The organism is Shewanella sp. NKUCC01_JLK (genome assembly GCF_019345615.1).
GTDB classification, from domain to species: Bacteria; Pseudomonadota; Gammaproteobacteria; order Enterobacterales; family Shewanellaceae; genus Shewanella; species Shewanella oncorhynchi.
The window spans coordinates 21672-40445 of record NZ_JAHKRD010000028.1 but is presented as its reverse complement, the minus strand read 5'-3'; the positions used below and the strand labels follow the sequence as shown (position 1 = coordinate 40445).

Here is an 18774-nt window from a genome sequence, read left to right as displayed (position 1 = left end):
ACGCCACTGAAGAACGACGTTAACGGCCCCCAGGCGCGAAACAGTAACCCAATGGGCGACCAAGACAGGATCGTCTTGAATAGCTCCCATGCGCCACTAAACGCCGACTTAACCCCATCCCAAAGCGCAGAAAAGAACCCCGTCACAGGGGACCAGTCTTTAACCAGTGACAAGCCCCAAGCGGCTAACATAGCAATCAGGCTCACCACTAACATAATGGGGTTAGCTTTCATCACCAGGTTGAACACCTTCATTGCGCCCGTCATTAACATGGTGGCAAGCGCCGCGCCTCTACTCGCAACTGTCATCACAGTGGTAGCGGCAGCACTGGCCAACATAGCCACCCGATTAACCAGCATTGCACCTTTAGCGCGCAAGTTAGCCAATGTGAAAAAGTCCATCACTTTACGGGCCGTGATCAGCGTGTCAGAAAACATGGCAAAACCAAAACGGGCAACAATACTCGCGGTTTTCAATGCAATTAAACCGACCACTGTAAACGCGATTAACTGGCTTAATAACGGGAAGTTTTCAATAAAGCTACCTAGACCATTAGCAACCCCCCCTAAGACGTTTGCAACCACAACTAGCGCGGGGGAAAATAGCTCACCAACGACTGACGACACGTTAAATATCTGCTGAGTTAAAATATCCATTGCCGCGCCGGGGCCTTTACCTATCGCGTTGGCCATGTCCATTGTTGTGGCCATGCCTTTTTTTAACTCACCTTGCATGACGCCTGTTTTGTCTTTTAGCTCGCCAATTTTTGGTAATAGCATATCGATCATGTCGACGGCTTCTTTCGTGCCAAATGCTTTGGTTAGCTCTTGCTTGTCCATGTCAGTGAGTACGCCCCCGTACTTGTCACTGATTTCTGTCAATATCTCCCCAGTCGATAACAAGTTCCCGTTGGCGTCATGCACTTGGATCCCCAAGGCTTCAGACGCTTTACCCGCACTGGCTAAAAACGATTGATACTTTGTCGCTGCTTGTCCGCCTTGGAACGTAGCCGACAACATACCGCCCACCGCTAGCTGTTCAGCAAATGATTGTTTCGCTTGAGTCGCCGACGCGCCCAAGGTACTCATAAACTGACTTATCTTGTCACCATCAGTTTTGAACTGTTGCACCGACGCAGAGATCCCCGCACTAAAGTATTTCCCGAACTCCATATCACGATCGGCGGTTGACAACTTGTCCCAATCTTTGATGACCGATGCGCCAAATTGATTAAATTGCTCACGATAAATTGAATAACCCGTCGCAAACAAATCAGTCATCGTGGCCACCGACGCCTTGGTTCCGGTGGCGGTTAATGCCGCAATGCGCGTAAAGCCGCCGACCGCTTCATCACTGAGCGACGCAATACCCGACTTAATATCATAAGACGCTTTAATAAAGTCGGTTGTCGTTGTGCCGCGAAACTCTGACGAAAATTCACGGGCCGCTTTAGTGATCGCCTTAATACCGTCATCTTTGATGCCTAAAGACTTAATTTCGCCCTGGGCGAGTGACACCTCACCATAAGCATCCGCCAAGCTTTTAACCCCGTACACAGCCGCCGCGACGCCTATCATGTCGGTAGCGGCGCTAGTTTTTAACTCGCTGTTACGCTCGCGGATTTTAGCTAACTCTTTTTGCTTTAACGCGGTCTTATCAAGCTGACTTTGGTTTTTCTCAAGCTCGCGGTTGTATTTGCTCGTTTGCTCGCGGATCTGGCGTGTAGCCTCATTTAGATTTTTGGTCGACACCCCCGCACCCTGAAGCCGTGACCGTAATTGCTGTAATTCGGTTTGTTCGCGCTGGTGACTCGATGACAAGCGAGTCACTTCATCCTGGGCGCGCTTAAACTCGGCCGTAAGTTTACGGGTCGGGTTTTGGGTTTGCTGCATCTGCCGGGCTAAATCAGCGGCTTTTGCTTTAGCAGCGGCTAACGCTTCTGACGACTGCAAGGTCGCGGCTTTTAGCTTGCGAAAATGCTCAATGTCTTTGGTTGTTGCGCCCAGCTTTTTAAGTTCAGACTGACTCGCCTTTACCTTATCTGCTAGATCTGTTGTTCCCTTTGTAACCTTACGGATAGGGGACGTGATTTTATCAATCAGCCCCATGACCAGGTTCATTTTCATGTTTGTATCAGCCAAGTGACACCCCCTGAAAACCCATACAAAAAAAGGCCGGGCGATCAGTGATCACCCGGCCTTTTTATTAGTCGTCGCTTTCGCGGCGTTCGCTCGCTATCCTGTGCCAATGAATCAATTCATCTAAATGCATTGGCGCAGTATCAGCCGGGCCCCATCCTTGAAACGTCAAGAACAGATCGGCTTCAAGCTCCATTACGCAAGCTGGGATAGCTTCGAGGCCACGAAAAAACCCGCCACCTCAGTTTGTATCGTCAACACGTCTTCAACGTCCAGGCTTAAGAACTCTGCTTCAGTGAGATCAGTTAAACGCGGCACAAGCTTCTTGTGGCTATCAAAATCCAATTCAACCACGTTCGCCGTTTTCAGGCCGCGCAAATGGCCCGCCGTCGGCTTGGTAAGGGTGATCTGTTTAATTTCGGTTTCGCCACGTTTAATAGGGTTAACCAAGGTAATTACTGTGTTTTTACTCATAGGGATTTGTCTCTGTAAAAAAGCCCCGCGGGCGACTAGCCGACGGGGCGAAAATGAAAAACTGTCCGGGTTAATAAGCTAGGCGCTTATTGTGCTAATGCCTGGCGGATCTCTTTGTTGCGGTCTTTGCCGTTAACGCGAAACACGTTGTTCATCTTATCGATGTGAATGATCTCTTTTCCGTCCAGTTCAAAAGTGTAAACCTCGACCGCAATTGAAAACTTGGTCGTGGCTTCTTTTTCTGGCTCCATTTCGTTAAATTCAACGCCTTTCCAATAACCTTGCATTTTGATAACTAAGGTTGAAATTTTGTCACCGACATCGAGCGCGCCGCGCAAGGTCAGGGTTTCTTCACGGCTTGAACGGCTACCGATAAGATCCAGCACCATAGACGAATAATCGCTAATCGTGATATCCGACTCTAATTTTTCCAGCTTGCCGATATCGCGTTCGATATCACCAGCCACCCCAGCCAGCACCATATCAACGGTTTTTGAAACCACTTTAGGCAAAGTGGCTTTATTGGCGATACCTGCAAAACTGGTTTCTTTGATGAAACAGTTAATGTCGGTAACGATAGTGGGTAATTTAGCCATGTAAACAGGCTCCTATATTGAATGAATGACGCTATCGATTAGCTGAAAATGGCTTCGTTGTAACGGTCAGTTACATGCTGACGGAAGGTCATACGCTCGGCGATATCATAGAAGCCTAAATCATAATCCCAATACACTTGGCCCGTACCAATCGCCGCGACGTTCAGTTCGTTATCAAGCCAGCATTCACCGCCTGAAATCACGCTACGACTGATTAGACGACGCAACAGGTTATTAACGCGGTTTTTAACCCCGTCGACATAGCCCTTTGTCACATTGCGATCAAGCATGGCTTGGTGTGCATACAGGATTGAATCACCGACGATATAGCGGATCCGTTGGTGCGGTAACATAGTGCCGTTGGTTAAACGGTTGCCCCATAAGAACCAACCGCCTTGTTGATTAACCGCCACGGTAACGTGTTGCTGGTTATACAAGTTCGCCTTGCTGGTTGAACTGCCAATCGCGTGATCAATGGTTTCAACGGTACGCAATACCCCGTAAATCTTACGGTTTGACGGGCTGTTCCAATAACCTTCCTCGTTATCGACACGGGCAATCACCCCCGCCACAGTGGCCGACATAAAGCGTTCAACTTCTTGCTTGGCCACGGCATCAAAGAACACAAAGCCACCGTTTAAGAAATAGGCTTCATCATACAAGGCCGCTTGCGCAATCACTGCCGAATAGCCAGCGGTGTGGTCGCCGTCAATCAATGGCGTTCCGTTTAGCTTCTTAGCGATAGTTTCAAGCTCTGCGCCCACGCCAGGTAAATAACTGAACTCAGGGGCAATCAGCAAGCGCGGACGCAAACCTAACACTGCTTCGGCCGATAACAGCGCCTTAAGCCCGGTAAATTTGTTAGTTTCGTTGTTGATAGTCCCGATCACCGCGGCAATCTGATCGGCTTCGATAGCTTCTTCAGCCACACGAACCACCACGACCAGCGCGCCGCCTTGGCGATAAATGTCTTCTAACGCTTCACGCAATGAACCCGACACGCCCGCTTTGGCCATGAATGATTCACTGTTAACTAACACAGGTTTATTAATGGGAAAGGTTAGCGCGTCGGCATCATCAGCCGTGGCTACAAGGCCAATTACGCTAGCGGGCAATACTTCGATAGGGCGATTGGTGTTTTCAAGAAAAAACTGTTCGACACCGTGAAGATAATCTCCGGCCATAGCTATAAACTCCATCGTGATAAAAAGAAGCCCTGTTCGCATCGATATAACCAGGGCCATAAATTAAAGGGTTAAAAAAACCGCCTTTAGGCGGTTAGTTATTCAGGTTTAACTGGCCAGACAATTTCGTCCGGGTTGTCAGTCGATGCAGGCAAATCTCGCAAGGCTTTACGATATGCTGCGAATTCATTTCTTTTAGCAGCATCAAGAGCGGCATCTGGTATTTGCGTCCAATCGGTTTGAGTAATCAGAAAATCTCGATACTTACGAATTTCAGACCATTTGATAACTGGGTGTAATCCATCAATAAAAACGGGTTGATTCATGACTAATCCTTAATTCAATCCAACGTTAGGGAACCACTGACCACCATCATCAATATGACCAGTAATCGCAGCTGGGAGAGCTACTAGCAGCTCACCTGATTCAGTTGTAGTAATAGGGTGTAAATTTAAATAAGAACCAAATCCTGAAGGGACTAATTTTGAATTACAGAAAACCCATTTCCCAATTTGGCTACCCTCAGCCCACGCAAATTTCACACCTCCTGACAGCACTTTAACAAAAGCGCCTAAAGTGATGAATGTGTTAACAGGGATTGAAGTGGCGTTGAAGTCGTCAGCAGCGAGGGGAAATGCCACCCATCCGATGTGATTATCCCACTTCATTTTAAAAATATTAAATTCACGGCGGTAATGAGCTGTTTTTCTTAAATCAACGCCCATGTCTTGCTCCATTTGTTGCAATAACTGCATATTTTCAGCAGATTTCACATCCCAATTATTAATAGTCATGTAGAGGGTGGTTGTCACTCGTTCGTGTATAGACATACCTGCCGGAAGCCCCGTATCGGGGTTAATGCTTAATACTTGATTTTTAGTAATGACTATGCGAGGTAATTTTGTCTGAATTTTAGATAATTCAGAATCAACTTTGGCGGTATTTTCTTGCGTCTTTTGGTCAATCTGTGCAATTTTCCCATTCACGGCCCCGGTTAATGCGTTAGCCGATGCCACCAGGGCGGTGACTTGTTGCTCTAAACTCATGGTTTAAGCTCCTATGTTGTTAATTTGATTTGCGCCATTGGTAAACGCCGTTGTGAGTTGGGACAGTGCGTCGCCGACTTCTGTTTCCAACGCTTCTAAACCCGATTGCGGGGCGTAGAATGCCGGATTATTGCCCCCAAACATCGCCGAATCTGCGGCCTTTTCACCTTTCAGCAAAAAGCGCGCGTCGGCGGCTGTCATAGTGTAAACCGTGGTGATATTGGCTTTTTTACCTAACTCGGCGGTCATAGTGGCCGCAAAATCAGGATCATTGCCTAACGCCTCGGCTAACTCGGTTAACGTGTCCAGCGCCACCGGAGCCGCGCCAACCACCGCTTGAATACGGGCGTCAACTTGGGCCGGGGTTAATGTGTCCACCTTGTCGGCTTTATCCGCCAGGGCGGCAACCGTAACCACTAAAGTAATGTTTTCCGCGCCATTGAACGCGGCGGATCCTACCGCATCACCCGACAAGGCAATTTGACGCCCAATTTTTAACTTACTGGCCGTGGCCGCATTTGCGCCCAAGGTTTTTAGCGGGTCGTCAATGTGCGTTTTGGGGTATACGTCGACGGCGTTTGCCTTGTTACGTAGCTTGCCGTCAATCACTCCCATTAAGTTATTCACCGATGTGATCATGTTGGTGATTTTAGTCGCTAATCCCATTTATCCCCCTTGGGCCGATATTGCGCCCGCATGAAAAGCGAACGCATCATCTAAACCCTTAACTAACTGTTCAAGGTCAAGGCTTGCCGTGTTGGCCAAACTTAACGCACCATTGGCGGCTTGCTCTGCTCTTGAGGCGGCGGCTAATACATCTTCGGCAACTGTGCCAACTGGGCCTTGCACCCCGGCACTTATCACAAAGAAATGGGGCTTTGCGGTTATGCTTACGTTGGTTTGGCTTTTGCCGCGGCTAACCTGTACCACATGGCGAACCGCGCTAGACAACACCACTTGAGTTTGTGAATTAACCACTAGGCCCCCTCAAGGATCACCCCTTCAGATATCGCCACAAACCCCGACATCAGCGAATAAACATCACCGGATGGGAAATAAACACGCAGTTCATAGGCAACCTTACCAAGTACAAAGCTTTTTAAGCCGCGGGTTTTGCTTGGGTGAATCGACACGGCAATCTTGCCCATGTTGTCACCCTCAGCCCCGGCATTTAACACTATGCCGTCACCTTCGGTTTTAGCTTGCGCTAACAGCTTGCCGGACACGATTTCGCGCATTTGAAAACACGCAGTACAGCCAGTGATATCGACAGGGACTAATTCGCCCCCATCGGTCTTGGTCTGCCAAGTTAAATCAAAGGCGAATGTCGTTCCGGCCGTAAACTGTAAATCTGTTGCAGCCATAACGCCCCCTATTGACTGCGTTCAAGGTCCATTACACGAAACAACAACTCAGCGTGCCGCGCCATGTTATCGACCGCGGCGGCGGCTAGTGCGGCTTGATGCTCGCCCCAAGCCGCTAACGACAAGTTAGCGCCCGTTCCCTGCACTGTGACCGACTGGGCGGGCAATGCAGCTAACACCAAGTCAAAAGCCAGCAATAACGGCACGGCGGGCGATTTATAAGCCAATGGCTGACTATCAGACCACACCGCTAGCATGGTCCCATCTGCCAAGATAAAGCCGATTTCTCTTACCCAAAATTCCGTTGCACCATCGGCCAGGGCCGTGACATGAATTTGCGTGTCATTAATGCGCTGACCGTCCGCAATCGGGATCCGCATCTTTTCACGGACTAAGCCGATTTCGTTTTTGCTGGGCGTTCGGCCACTTTCCCCAAGTGCAATATGGGTAATTTCAGCCGCGAACCCCGCATTAGTTTGACTAAATACCGCAGCCAAACCTTTTGTGGTGATCACTGGTATTAATACGCTCACTGTGTCGCCTCCATCCGTCTATAAACTACCGCGCTACCCTGTACCCGCGCCGCAACTTGTACGGCCGCGGCTTTGGGTGACGCATCAACAACAGACTGGGCAGAATGCCGGGTGATACCGACCCCCACACCAGCCATTCCCGCCGCAATCGCAGACTGACACGCCAAAGGCTCTTGAATAGCTTGAGTATCACGCCGCGCGATCGCCGCTTGCCCTTCTAACACCGAACCAGCGCCAATGGCGTTGGGGCCAAATTTGGCCCCAACTTTGAACGTAAACCCCGATCGCGTGTTTTTAGCATTTACCACGGCGGCAAATAGCTGATCGTACAATTCAGGGCCTAAGATACTGGGCGCGCCTGGGGCAATGTTTTGATTAACCCAAGCGGTAATATCAAAGGTGTATGGGGCGGCGGCTGGCTGGGCTTGAAACCATTCAACTAAATCAACCGTGACCCCCAAATCAGCAAGCGCGCGCTCAACCGCGGGGCGGGTTCCTTTAATGCGGTGAACGTCAATACTTCCGGCCACCACTTGCCGTTTCACCGTTTCTGACCAATCGCTACGCCACTGATCAACCGATAACGCCCAGGCTAAAAACGGCAAGGCATCAAGCGGACAATGCCACGGGTCCCATAGTTCACTAATCGGAATGTTAATGTCTTCAATGCGGGCTATGGCGACATCAAGGTCGCGCTCAAGGTCGCTTAAGTTACCAGGTAACAGGCTAGCATTATCGGTCATAGATAGCCCCCAATCGACACGGCCAAGCTGTCACAGAACGGCGCTTCACTGGCTTGACATATCACATCTTGCCAGCCTATTAACCGCACTTCGACCACACCTTCAACCGTTAGCGCCCAGTGTATATTTGACTCAACAATTCGACCGCCTAACTTATGCTGTTCGTTAACATAGGTTTGGGCGCGTTGCTGGGCGACCGACCGGACCGTTTCAGGGTCGGGGCCTTGCTTCATAAAGAGTTCCGCCACTACGCCATAATGTGACACGGTCGCGGCTTTGGCTGTGAACTTGTCCGTCATCGGGCGCTTTGGCCATAAGTACGCATCAACCGCCGTTAACAACCCATTTGACGGCACACCGTCACCTTGGCGGCTTAATATATACATATCAACAAAACCGGGGGCTGTCGGGTTAGTCGGCGAATGTGGACCAAATACAGCGGCCCCTTTCACGTCTTTGTGGGCGCTTAAAGCATGGAATAAATACGCCCCATCGGGACCCGCGACAGATAACCCCTCTGGCGAGTGCTGTAAACGAAAACGAAAGGCTTCGTCTTGCTCGTCAGCAAGGCGGGTAACAGGGGTCCCGTCCGGGTGACGGTAATATGTCACCCCGATATGGTCTAACTGTGGGCCTCTGCCAAATGCCAGCATGACGCCTAAACACATTTCGTTAGCGTTTTGGCGTAACATCATTTCGCGGTAGGCCGCGGCTAACGCTACCCTATACGCCGGATCCGACGGACTCGCATTTTCTAACGCGGCTCGGCTGGCTATATCGGCGATAATCGCTTCAAGGTCGACTTGCTGCACCACATCTAGCGGCGGCAGAAGGGCTAAATTGATACCTTCAGACATCGAAAATAATTCCTTCCATTGTGACCGGCTTTCCGTTCGACAAATATGTCCCGGATAAACTAATCTCGACCCGACCATCCCCTGTGGGGGAAACGGTCATTTCGTCTAATTTAAAATCATCTAAACCATTGGCCGGATTGTTTACCGCCTCGGTTAATCTGACATACGCATCCATATAAAAGCGGCGGTCGATATTACGGTCGGTCATTTCATACATTCTCGAGCCAAACTCACGGCGGGCAACCAATGACCCAAGCGGGGTATTAATCACATCAGCTAAACGCTGGCGTAAATACGGGACCCCACTAATCACCCGCCCCGATTCTCGATCAGTGCCTGTTTTCATTGTCGACCTTTGTTGATTGGTTCGTTAATTCGTTAAATAAAGAATTACTGTGGTTGGTTTGGTTTTTTAGTGTTTGGATTGCCGACAGGGTGATCGTGGCCGTTATAAATGCCGCGGTCCGCCGACATGCTGCGGGTCTTATCGCTGATATCTTTATCGGCGGCAATGTTGCCCGTTGTATGCGTATCGCCTTGATGCTCGATATTCCCGATCATCACAAAACCTTTACTGGCGGTCATTTTTATTTGCTCTGGCGTGGTGACATCGATGTCGCCCACGTTGACAATTTTTAGCGTGTGCTGTTCGCGGTTATGCTCAACACTTGAGCCGTCGCCAAACTGCACCAGGAACACATTAGGGTCATTACTGGGCGCGGGGCGCTTGGCGTGAAAACTGCCGGGAAAAACTTCACCCATTCTCAGATCGCCGGGTGATATCACAGTCACCCCCTCGCCAACCTCAGGAAACCACCACACCACCGCTTTACCCGCCCGAATGGGTTTAACGGGTAGCCACGCGGTTTTCATGGGTTTGTCTGCGCTGCCATAAGTCACCCTGACCATGCCATATTGCCCCCGCGCGGGATCGGCTTCGCTTATCACACCTCGAACAACCATTTCAGCCACTGCACGTTCAATGGCCTCTATGCGTTCGGATAAGTCGAATATGTCGGTCATATTTGGCCTTTTGTGTAATCATCTTTATGCGCCGCACCAATTTCAGGCGTCATGCTATAAAACACTTCAGACGGAATCGATTCTTCATTGACATCGATATCACCTAAAAACACATTTTGACGAAACGACACAACCCAAGATTCAAAGCCCTTATCGCCAGGTTTAAACACACCAGGATAAGCGCCGATATCGTCCGGCAATTCAGCAGCATTCGAGAAGCCCCAACGGTTTTTATAAACTACCCTAGCGACTGCGGCCGCATAGTTGCGGATCTCTAATTCCACATTCTTAGTGGAAGTTGACAAAATACAGTGAAAAATAAACTCGCAACTAAACGCTTGTCGACCATCACCAAGGGGTTTACCTGGTCTAAGTTCGGCTAGCTCAATTAACACCGCGGGGGTTTTTACTAAGCTATGCTGTCCGCCGTCACTCTCGGTTGTGGGGTCGTAGGCTTCAACCGTTTTTATATAAGCCATTTTCGCTTTTAGCGCGGTTATCATGGCTTCATGTAACGGGGTGAAGTCTGTTAGTGACAGGTTATCGCTCATGATTCACCACATAATTAAGTTCTTGACCTAGGATTTTTCTAAATTCATCCGGGATCCTAGCTTCAAATCGCTTAAAGACTTCAGCCGCATGATCCTCCATACCAACAGCAATGTGTTGAACTGGGAAACGGCCGCGCATCTTCTTTGAAATCGCGTTAGGGTTCGGCTTGCGTTGTTTAGACGTTGTGTCGTATTGGCCATTGTTGCGACTGGCTCGGATCCAAACGGCACTATCATAGCCGTACATATCCGCCACGAACGCCCCTTCGTAACGACGCTTACCTAAAGAAACCCCCGCTTTCGTTGGTCTTGGTCTGCCGACTTTTTCAGCCAACATTGGCGCAGTACCAAGCCACAATATCGTGACCTGATCCGACCCTTTACCAACGGTTTTCATGACTAAGCGGGGTTTTAATAGTTTTTGAGCCAAGCCCAAGGTTTGGGACAATTCACGCGCAATACGGGTTTGTAACCAACGCATTGTTTTTCTAATTGCTCGCTGGCCCGCTAACTCAAGTTGCTTAGGGGTCGATTGCAATACGGCGCTAGCCTGTTGCAATTCACGGGCAAAGTTAATTTTGACATCAACGCCACTTTGACTCATTGCCTTGTTCGTCCATATCGGGCGACGGGGTCAAGGCATCAGCTAAATAGATCACCGTGCAACCGTCACCATCATTAAGATGATCCGCCGGAAAAAACTCCCGGTTGACATGAGGCACGATGATCCGCCAATCGGTCGACAATTGCCGACAATCGATATCATCATCACAGACAGTTAATGTCGCGGACCGCGTTTTCAGTGCCAAACCACCTTTGCGACCTTTAACGAGCGAATCTTCTTCAGGGGCGCTATACACCCCTTTTATATTGTCGATGCGAACGCCATTGGCCGTGGTGATCACCACAGGCTTTCCCAGCCGTCTAACTATCCGACGGCTGGCCCGTTTAAACGGGTCACGCATTACGCTTTAATGCGTAAACGACGAACCGCTAATGGGCTAGTACAGACGTTAATCACGTTTGATTGTGATTCGATGTCCACACCTTTACCCATGCGCTTTGGTTCAGCTTTCGAGTAGTAAGGCAAGCCAACAGTATTAACGGTTTCGTTATAGTTAGCTGGGGCAAAGCGAGTTAAGAACAAGCCTGGCTTATCTTCAGGGAAGACAACCGCTTCACCGTCTTTCATAAACTTGGCATCTAGCACTTGCTGATCGCATTCCTCCCAGTAAACGCCCATCCAGAACACACCTGAACGGACATCATCACGTAAAGCCGCGCCGTTGTTAAAACGCTCAAACGCCTTAATAAAGCTTTCGTCTTCCATCAATGAATCAAAGAAAGCAGGGGAACACAAACCGCGGTAACGCTTGCCTTTAATACCTTTCTGATTAGCTTCAGACTCACGCTTAACCCCTAGCAACTGGGTTTTAATTGGCTTAGTGAAGTCGATGTCGTGATAGACATTTTTATTCACAGGAATACCAAACTTAGCGTAAAGGTCTTCGATCACAGTGCCTTTAGCGCCAATGATTTTACCGAACAGCGCCCCAAATCGGTGAAACTCGATAGTCGCATCTAGGCTTAAGCGGTGATCTTCGTGCTTCTCGTTGATCAATGCGTCTAGGTCTTCGAGTTCGTCTTCACTACCAAAGGCGCGGGTGTTTTGGATATCATCAGCCATGATCCCCGCTTCAAGCGGCAAATGCACAGCGCGGAAAGTGTAAATGTTGCGGTCGCGGTCATCCATGCGCGTACCATCTGCGCCGCGCTCTTTCTCTGGCACAAGGATGATTTGGCCGTCTTTATATTCGATATCAACCGACGTGGTACGAATGCCGCGTTCCTGGAAGATCTTCAATTCGGCCAAGCGGGTTTTAGGCACTATGGCGTTGTTGATTGAAGCCGTCAGGCTCTTAGTTGTGAACTTTTCAGAACTCAGTGCGTGTTCTAATTCCATGATAATGACTCTCTTACTTAAAGGGGGTTAAAAGCGGATTAGCGGGCGATAATGTGAAGCGCGGCTAACTCTGCAAGGGCAGCGGTCTTTTGTGGTTCTGTGATACCGTTAGGCCACACCAACTTAGACGCATCAACCGCCGTTAAACGGGTATGAGCCAAGCCAGGGGCGGCGGCATCATTAGCATTAACAAAACCAAAAAGCACCGCGGCCGCTGCGGTCGCTTCTGTCGCTTCGGCGGCAACGTCTAACTGAATAAAAGTGCCATCATCTTTTTTGCCTAATACCGTTGCATTAGCCAGTTGGCCCGTGGCGATAATCACTTCATCTTTTGATAAAAAAGGCACTTCACCTAGTACGTGCGCGCTTTTACGCGGCGCTAAACTGTAATTTTCCATTATCGAGTTCCTGATAAATGAGGTTAAAAACTAAGGGTTAAGTTATCCACGCCCGCCTAGCGGTTAGCGTAAATTTGTTTGGTATTGAGTGACGCCTTAGTCTTGCCACCATCACCGATAACTTGGCGGCTAGAATTGCCGGATTCGTCGCCTTGCGCCTGAATTTCATGCGCGACTAAACCCGCTAATTTAACCGGGTCGCTAACATGGCCAACCAATGAGTCAAACGAGGCACTTAAACCCGCGGCGGCTAACGTGTCTTTTAACTCGGTAGCGGCCTTAATTTGTTGTTCAGCGGCGGATTTAGTGACGCCAGGCTTTAACAAACTTGCTGACATAGCCGGGATCCCCGCACTGACACAAGCGGCGGCGATTGCTTCGGCTGACTCAAGCGCGGTAACTTCAGGCGCGGGAACTAATGCGGCAATCACATCAGGGCGTTCGGCGGTAATAGCCGCGACAATCTGTTCAACGCTGGCCGCTTCTGCACCTGGTAAATTTAAGGCGATAACGCTAGCGCCTGTTGTGTCTTTGGCGTTTGGGCCTTTGCTTTCTTTACTCATTGGCTTTCGTTTCCTGTTTTGTAGTTCACTGACAACACCTTCTAAACTGCCTAATCGATGCGCCATACCTTTATCAACGGCCGACTGGCCAACTAACACCCCACCTTTACCGAACTCGTTTAACACTGTGTCGCGGTCAACATTCATGTTGCGCGCTACGCGATCGATAAACACATCGGCGAGTTGGTCCATTTCACTTTGATAAGCGTCGCGGCCCTCTTTCTTAAAAGGGTCTAGGCGCTTATTGGGTGACTGACTCGACACAATCTCAAGGGTTTCTATTGGGTCGGCGTCGGTCGCTTTACGGCGGCGAATATTCAACACAGTGCCGATTGACCCGGCGCGGCCTGTTGCGTCGATAACCACTTCATCGGCGGCGCTTGCTATCCAATAAGCGGCGCTGCAAGCACTGCCGCCAACATAGGCGACGACATGTTTTTCACCACGGCCTTGGTAAACCATTTCGGCAAACTCATGAATGCCGTCGGCATGGCCACCGGGGCTATCGATATAAAGCACAATGCTGTTTACGTCGTGACGCTCAAGCGCCGCGGTCCAGTCTTTGGCGAGGTTTTGCGTCGAAGTTCCGCCGCAAATGTCATCAAACATGCCCGCATAGCGGCTAATAACACCGTTTACATGAATGATTGCGACGTCGCCGCGGATCTCCATGCCGCGGGTTACGGCGCGCCCAGATTTACCCTCTAACGCAGTGGACACACCTTCAGCCACTTGGTTAGCGGGTAGTTTTAACGACGACAAATCAAGATTGTCTAATTCGCGGGCCGATAACCCGGTCATGATGTCAAGATAACCTTGCTCTAACGCCCAAGGCCGAGACATCAAGAAATCAAGTGCTAGGTTTTTCTTCATTCGCCTGGTTCCTCGCTGGTTTCAGGCTCGCTAAATATCCCGGTCATAGTGCCGGGGTTTTCGACGCCTTCTTCTTTACAAATCTCTTGCCAGCGTTTTCTTGCCTTGGCATTGCGGCGCATGTTGTCCTCAATGTCACGGCCATGATCAGCGGCTTCGACTTCGATGTTAGATATGTTCGAGTCAACTGCCTTTTTACGGGCGTTAATCTCTTGTTCCGGGTGTAAGTGCTTGAACGCATCCGGGCGAATGTCCAACATCAAATATTGATAAGGGTCATTAGCAAAGCCGGGGGCATATAAGCGGCCAACAGACACCGCGGCTTCTATCACCCAGCGCCAAATTTTGAACGCCACTTGAAAGCCGGATAAGTTGGTTTGATCAAAGGCGATACCGCGGCGATATTCATTTAAAAACGCGCGAACCAATCGGTCATTAAGCCCCGACCAATCTCCCGTTAATAATGAGTAAGGGATCTCTAATCCCGCGGCGAGCTGTAACGCTTGCCAGCGGACAAAGTCCTTGTAACCTTGCCCGGTGTTGTCACCGTCGAACTGTTCTAACTTCTCACCTGGAACACCTCTTAACAGTGTTCCGGCGGCAACCGTTGTTTGCTCTGGCGCGCCCTCGCCGTCGTCATACAGCGGTTTACCTGTGGTGGGGTCAAACTCCCAGTCGTCTTCCTCGAATGACTCTCGATATAAAAAGCCTGTGAACGCGGCGCGCTCTTTTTTGCGTACCAATTCGGCGTCGTCATAATCCGCAAATGTGCGGTCTTTGAGCAACGCGACGGCCGCTTCAGGCTCAGCCCTAACTTGCCCAGGTCTTGTTTGCTTGTAATGGTGGATCACGTCTTTAACGGGGACACGTTCAAGCTGGTTTAAACTGGCAAAGTCGATCCCGTCTTCCGGGTGACTCAGATAAAACCAGTACGCGACTTTTACTTTGCCGCGAAACTCAACGCCCTGGACAATGCGATTACCGTTATCTAGCTTGCGGTTTAAGTCGATAGGGCATAGATCAGCCTCTAATACTTCAACCTGGACCGGAACTTCTAGCCCAGCCGATAAGCGGCGGCGCAATCGACGGATAAACACTTCACCACTCATGCGGCGGGACCGGACGGCTAAATCAATAATGCCGCCGAAATTCATGTCTCCCCAAGGATCAAGCTGCGTCGATACGACTTTCCAAACTTCGTTTAACGCTTTTTTAAAATCATCATTTTTGGCGGTACTAATCAAAGTGAAGCCGCGGCCCACTTCGTTAGTGACGTTTTTATTGATACCCGATTTTAATAAAAGACTGTTTCGATACCCTGCCCGCGTTCGGTTACGCAGGGTTTTACCCGCGGCAGCTAGTGCGCGATTGGGCCCTGCACTTGACGCATTCCACCCCATAGAACGGGGCGGCTGTGTTGCCCCTTCGTAGGCTTGGCTTCGGCGTTCAAATGGTTCACCGCGGGCGTTAACAATGAGGCTTTTTGCCATATCAACGGATCCCCCTGTCAACCCGAGTGACCATTCCCGCTAGCGGGTTCGATTTTCGGCCCGCTTGACGATTAAGATCACGACAAATTAAACGCCGGGATTTTTGCAACTCATTAATTGAACGGTAAGTGACTTCTCTACCATCAATTTTGACGGTCAGTTCACCGCTGGCTATCGCCTCGTTAATGGCGTCCAGATCGTCTTTTGTAAACATAAATACCCTTATTAGCGGCGGCGACGGCGACGGCGCGGCTGATCCGCTAACTCCCCATCACCGACAATTATTTCGCTGTTTTCTTCAATTGGCAGGGCATACGCGGGGGGATTATCCCAGTCGATGCGATCGGCTTTCTTGCTGTAAATACACGCCCAGTTATAAACAAAAAGGTCGAATGTCTCGTTTCGGCTTTTACTCGACGGCTTAGTCCATTTCCCCGTTGCTTTGCAGCGTGTTTCGACTGTTAGTTCGTCGAAAACCCATTCCGGCAACCAATTAGGAAAATGCACAAAACGCCGCCCTGGTTCAGTGCGGTTTATCGAGTGACTTACTGTGTCTTTGATTTTGTCTGTGTTAAGGATAAACACAGGCAGATCACCGACTGCCTTAGCTTTACGGTCAGATCGCTTTGAGTTATCCGGGTATGATTTATTTATCTTGGGGGCGTTTATAGTGCTGCCACCCTTAACCAGCATAAAACGACGGGCTAGGCCCTCTTTTTTCAATGCTCGATAGTATTCATAGGCGTTATCTGTTACCCCATCTTCACCGCCGCTATCACATGCGGTCATAGTGATTGGCATAAAGCGATCGCTGTCGTCATCGAGGCGATAGGTTCGCTTTATCACCTTATCGGTGATCAGGTCCCAGTCTTCTAAATATTGACCAGGTGATACACGGACAAACTTTGACGGGTCGTCGGGGTCTTTACGCTTTGACTTTTCAATTTTGAAACGGTCAATCACTATCTGTTCTAAATCGGGGCCCCAGCCAAGCACCAACACATCAAAACGACTGGTTAGCGCACCGCCTTGAACGTCGACCGACGCAATCAAGAAACGCACCCAAGGCGGGACGACACGCTGTCCCAGTTCTTGGCGGCGGTCCATTAAGTCGGTACTGGTTCGCTCTTGTTCGCGCGGCGGCGTAAATGGCCAGCCCTGATCTGTGTTTACCGTTGCCTGTAAATCTTCTAGCTGGCCTGTTTTTTCGTACTCTCTCAACGCGGCCACGTACTTATAAACTAACTGACTCCACGACTGGAACGCGGCCGTGGGGCCTTTTTGCCAAAATGACGCAATGCGGCTTTCTCGCGGTTCGCCTAACATCTGGCGGTTTTTGTCTAGCCAACAACCTTCAGGCACCCAAATTCCGCCATGATTTTGAGCCAGCTTAAAGCGACGGGATCCAGCTTTGTCGTCTTCTCTATGGGTTACGCCGCAATGCGGACACAGTAACACTACGTCTTTACTGGCCCGAAATGGGTCGGGTTCGTTTATGTCGTATTGCAATAACTTAAAATCTGGTTCGTAAAAGTCACCACAGTCGGGGCATTGCCAATGAAACAGACGACGATCACCCTGATTATATAAAGACATAATGCCAGGCGACGGCGGCGCTTCATGGCCAGTGCATTTATATGACGGGTCACTGATTAAGAAACCAGGGCTACTTTCCGCTAGCACCATGCCCGATGACATATAGGTTTGCGTTCGCTTACCCGCCAAAATGAAACCGCTACCTTCTCCGCCGATGTCTTGTTCCATGCGGTCATAATCGGTTAGGGCTACTCGCTTCCAATCCGATGACGCGAAAATATTTTTAGTGGGCCAACCTATTTTTAAGAAGTTGCCACTTTTGAAGATCTTGTCGTGAACATTGTTGTCATGCCCGCGCGGCGACATGGCCGCTTTAATCTCAGGGCTGGCGGCAAACTCTCTTGATAAGCGTTTTTTACTGTGCTCGGCCGCTTTATCCTGGGTGATTTGTACCAATAAGAAATCAGCCGGATCATTAACGATTGTGTGGGCTATCCAACCATCAATTAACGATACGGTTTTAGCGGTTCGAGCCGGGCCAGCAAATATCACCGCATCATAGCGGCGAGACTGCAAACAGTTCATGGGCTCCCACATATACGGGACTAAGTCGCCATCCCACGGGACCATTGAGCCGCTTTGTTCAACATAAAGTAATCGACGGGCGCTTTCGGAGATCGGTTCCCGCACTGGCGGTTTAACCAAATTAATGACGTCACGGCGGACATCTTCAGCGCGCGCATAATCAGCCATTATCTTTTATCTCTAACAATTGATTGTGAAGAATTAACCTAAATTCGTCTGTCGCTGTGTCGAGTTCTTCAAGCTGATCAGGGGTAAAGCTGCGGCGGCGTTCCATTTTGTCCGATAGACTTTCAAAAAATGACACCGTCGCTTTAATCGTTTTTAGCAAGCTTTCTCTGTGTTCATGCACACGGATAAGCTCACCGATATTTTCTTGAAACTTTAGACGTTCGTTTTCAGACTGAAACCATTCTTTACGGTCTTTTGGCCAAAGTTCTTCAGGGGTATATTCAAGCTTTGTGCCTGGGGTTGTACTCCCACCGAACAAGGCGGGACCGACTTTTTCTAAGGCGTATAAATCAGCATTACCACGCTTGCTAGCAGGGTTTACCCCCGCTTCTTTTAACCGCTTTCGGACTGTGTCACGATGCAAGCCAAAAGCTTCAGATATTCGGGTTATGTTCCAGTGGTAGGCTTCATTTAGATTTGTTATTTCAGCCACCTTGCCACCTCATTTACAATTAAGGCGGCCCAATGCGCTAGGGCTTTCAATAAGAAGTAGTGGTCCCCATTAGCACTGGGCCTAATCTTTTCCTAATTTTTCGGGTTAGTTTGAGTGTAAGCGGCGCACTCTTTCAGATCGTGAATGTAATTGAGCAATTGGGCGGCCGATTCCTTGGGGTAATAGATCCCGCCGT

The 18774-nt window shown here is 49.6% G+C and carries 24 protein-coding genes; all 24 read right to left on the bottom strand.

Features of this window, described 5'->3' with window-relative positions:
• Window positions 1-2126 (bottom strand): phage tail tape measure protein (locus KO537_RS22615; protein WP_219235945.1); only part of this gene is annotated, 2126 nt, incomplete at its 3' end.
• A gap of 207 nt (window positions 2127-2333) precedes the next feature.
• Window positions 2334-2612: a phage tail assembly protein gene (locus KO537_RS22605; protein ID WP_219235941.1), complete on the bottom strand. Its 279-nt coding sequence runs from the start codon at window positions 2610-2612 to the stop codon at window positions 2334-2336.
• A gap of 86 nt (window positions 2613-2698) precedes the next feature.
• Window positions 2699-3208: a phage major tail tube protein gene (locus tag KO537_RS22600; protein WP_173248891.1), complete on the bottom strand. Its 510-nt coding sequence runs from the start codon at window positions 3206-3208 to the stop codon at window positions 2699-2701.
• Window positions 3209-3246: 38 nt separating this feature from the next.
• Window positions 3247-4392 carry a phage tail sheath subtilisin-like domain-containing protein gene (locus KO537_RS22595; RefSeq protein WP_219235939.1) on the bottom strand — a complete coding sequence of 382 codons (1146 nt, stop codon included), beginning with the start codon at window positions 4390-4392 and terminating at the stop codon, window positions 3247-3249.
• Between the two features lie 98 nt (window positions 4393-4490).
• Entirely contained in the window at window positions 4491-4718 is a 228-nt protein-coding gene (locus tag KO537_RS22590) for a tail fiber assembly protein (protein ID WP_219235937.1), read from the bottom strand.
• A 9-nt stretch (window positions 4719-4727) separates the two neighbouring features.
• Complete coding sequence (locus KO537_RS22585; RefSeq protein ID WP_219235934.1) at window positions 4728-5438, bottom strand: hypothetical protein; 711 nt, start codon at window positions 5436-5438, stop codon at window positions 4728-4730.
• A gap of 3 nt (window positions 5439-5441) precedes the next feature.
• A complete protein-coding gene (locus tag KO537_RS22580; protein ID WP_219235931.1) occupies window positions 5442-6104 on the bottom strand; it encodes a hypothetical protein in 663 nt (220 codons plus the stop codon).
• Window positions 6105-6416, bottom strand: a complete 312-nt coding sequence (locus KO537_RS22575; RefSeq protein ID WP_219235930.1) for a hypothetical protein — start codon at window positions 6414-6416, stop codon at window positions 6105-6107. It abuts the gene before it with no gap.
• The gene (locus KO537_RS22570; protein ID WP_219235927.1) at window positions 6416-6802 is read right to left on the bottom strand and encodes a hypothetical protein; all 387 of its coding nucleotides are present in this window, start codon (window positions 6800-6802) and stop codon (window positions 6416-6418) included. Before KO537_RS22570 ends, KO537_RS22575 begins: the two co-directional genes overlap by 1 nt.
• An 8-nt stretch (window positions 6803-6810) precedes the next feature.
• Entirely contained in the window at window positions 6811-7335 is a 525-nt protein-coding gene (locus tag KO537_RS22565; protein ID WP_219235925.1) for a phage tail protein, read from the bottom strand.
• Window positions 7332-8078 carry a phage tail protein I gene (locus KO537_RS22560; RefSeq protein WP_219235923.1) on the bottom strand — a complete coding sequence of 249 codons (747 nt, stop codon included), beginning with the start codon at window positions 8076-8078 and terminating at the stop codon, window positions 7332-7334. The genes KO537_RS22565 and KO537_RS22560 overlap by 4 nt, the downstream gene beginning before the upstream one ends.
• Entirely contained in the window at window positions 8075-8935 is an 861-nt protein-coding gene (locus KO537_RS22555) for a baseplate J/gp47 family protein (RefSeq protein WP_219235921.1), read from the bottom strand. The genes KO537_RS22560 and KO537_RS22555 overlap by 4 nt, the downstream gene beginning before the upstream one ends.
• Complete coding sequence (locus KO537_RS22550) at window positions 8928-9281, bottom strand: hypothetical protein (RefSeq protein WP_173248874.1); 354 nt, start codon at window positions 9279-9281, stop codon at window positions 8928-8930. The genes KO537_RS22555 and KO537_RS22550 overlap by 8 nt, the downstream gene beginning before the upstream one ends.
• A 44-nt stretch (window positions 9282-9325) precedes the next feature.
• Window positions 9326-9958, bottom strand: coding sequence for a phage baseplate assembly protein V (locus KO537_RS22545; RefSeq protein WP_219235919.1), 633 nt, complete (start codon window positions 9956-9958; stop codon window positions 9326-9328).
• Window positions 9955-10509: a hypothetical protein gene (locus KO537_RS22540; RefSeq protein WP_219235917.1), complete on the bottom strand. Its 555-nt coding sequence runs from the start codon at window positions 10507-10509 to the stop codon at window positions 9955-9957. Before KO537_RS22540 ends, KO537_RS22545 begins: the two co-directional genes overlap by 4 nt.
• Complete coding sequence (locus KO537_RS22535; RefSeq protein ID WP_219235915.1) at window positions 10499-11113, bottom strand: hypothetical protein; 615 nt, start codon at window positions 11111-11113, stop codon at window positions 10499-10501. The genes KO537_RS22540 and KO537_RS22535 overlap by 11 nt, the downstream gene beginning before the upstream one ends.
• Entirely contained in the window at window positions 11094-11417 is a 324-nt protein-coding gene (locus KO537_RS22530) for a hypothetical protein (RefSeq protein ID WP_219235913.1), read from the bottom strand. Before KO537_RS22530 ends, KO537_RS22535 begins: the two co-directional genes overlap by 20 nt.
• Window positions 11418-11473: 56 nt before the next feature.
• Window positions 11474-12472, bottom strand: a complete 999-nt coding sequence (locus tag KO537_RS22525; protein WP_219235910.1) for a major capsid protein — start codon at window positions 12470-12472, stop codon at window positions 11474-11476.
• A 38-nt stretch (window positions 12473-12510) separates the two neighbouring features.
• Window positions 12511-12870: a head decoration protein gene (locus KO537_RS22520; protein WP_219235908.1), complete on the bottom strand. Its 360-nt coding sequence runs from the start codon at window positions 12868-12870 to the stop codon at window positions 12511-12513.
• Window positions 12871-12926: 56 nt separating this feature from the next.
• Complete coding sequence (locus tag KO537_RS22515; protein ID WP_219235906.1) at window positions 12927-14306, bottom strand: S49 family peptidase; 1380 nt, start codon at window positions 14304-14306, stop codon at window positions 12927-12929.
• Window positions 14303-15796 carry a phage portal protein gene (locus tag KO537_RS22510; protein ID WP_219235905.1) on the bottom strand — a complete coding sequence of 498 codons (1494 nt, stop codon included), beginning with the start codon at window positions 15794-15796 and terminating at the stop codon, window positions 14303-14305. The genes KO537_RS22515 and KO537_RS22510 overlap by 4 nt, the downstream gene beginning before the upstream one ends.
• A 1-nt stretch (window position 15797) precedes the next feature.
• Entirely contained in the window at window positions 15798-16010 is a 213-nt protein-coding gene (locus tag KO537_RS22505) for a hypothetical protein (RefSeq protein WP_047533215.1), read from the bottom strand.
• Window positions 16011-16021: 11 nt separating this feature from the next.
• Window positions 16022-18085 (bottom strand): terminase gpA endonuclease subunit, encoded by a 2064-nt coding sequence (locus tag KO537_RS22500; RefSeq protein ID WP_219235903.1) that lies wholly within the window; start codon window positions 18083-18085, stop codon window positions 16022-16024.
• Entirely contained in the window at window positions 18078-18578 is a 501-nt protein-coding gene (locus KO537_RS22495) for a DUF1441 family protein (protein WP_173248854.1), read from the bottom strand. Before KO537_RS22495 ends, KO537_RS22500 begins: the two co-directional genes overlap by 8 nt.
• Window positions 18579-18774 lie beyond the last annotated feature (196 nt).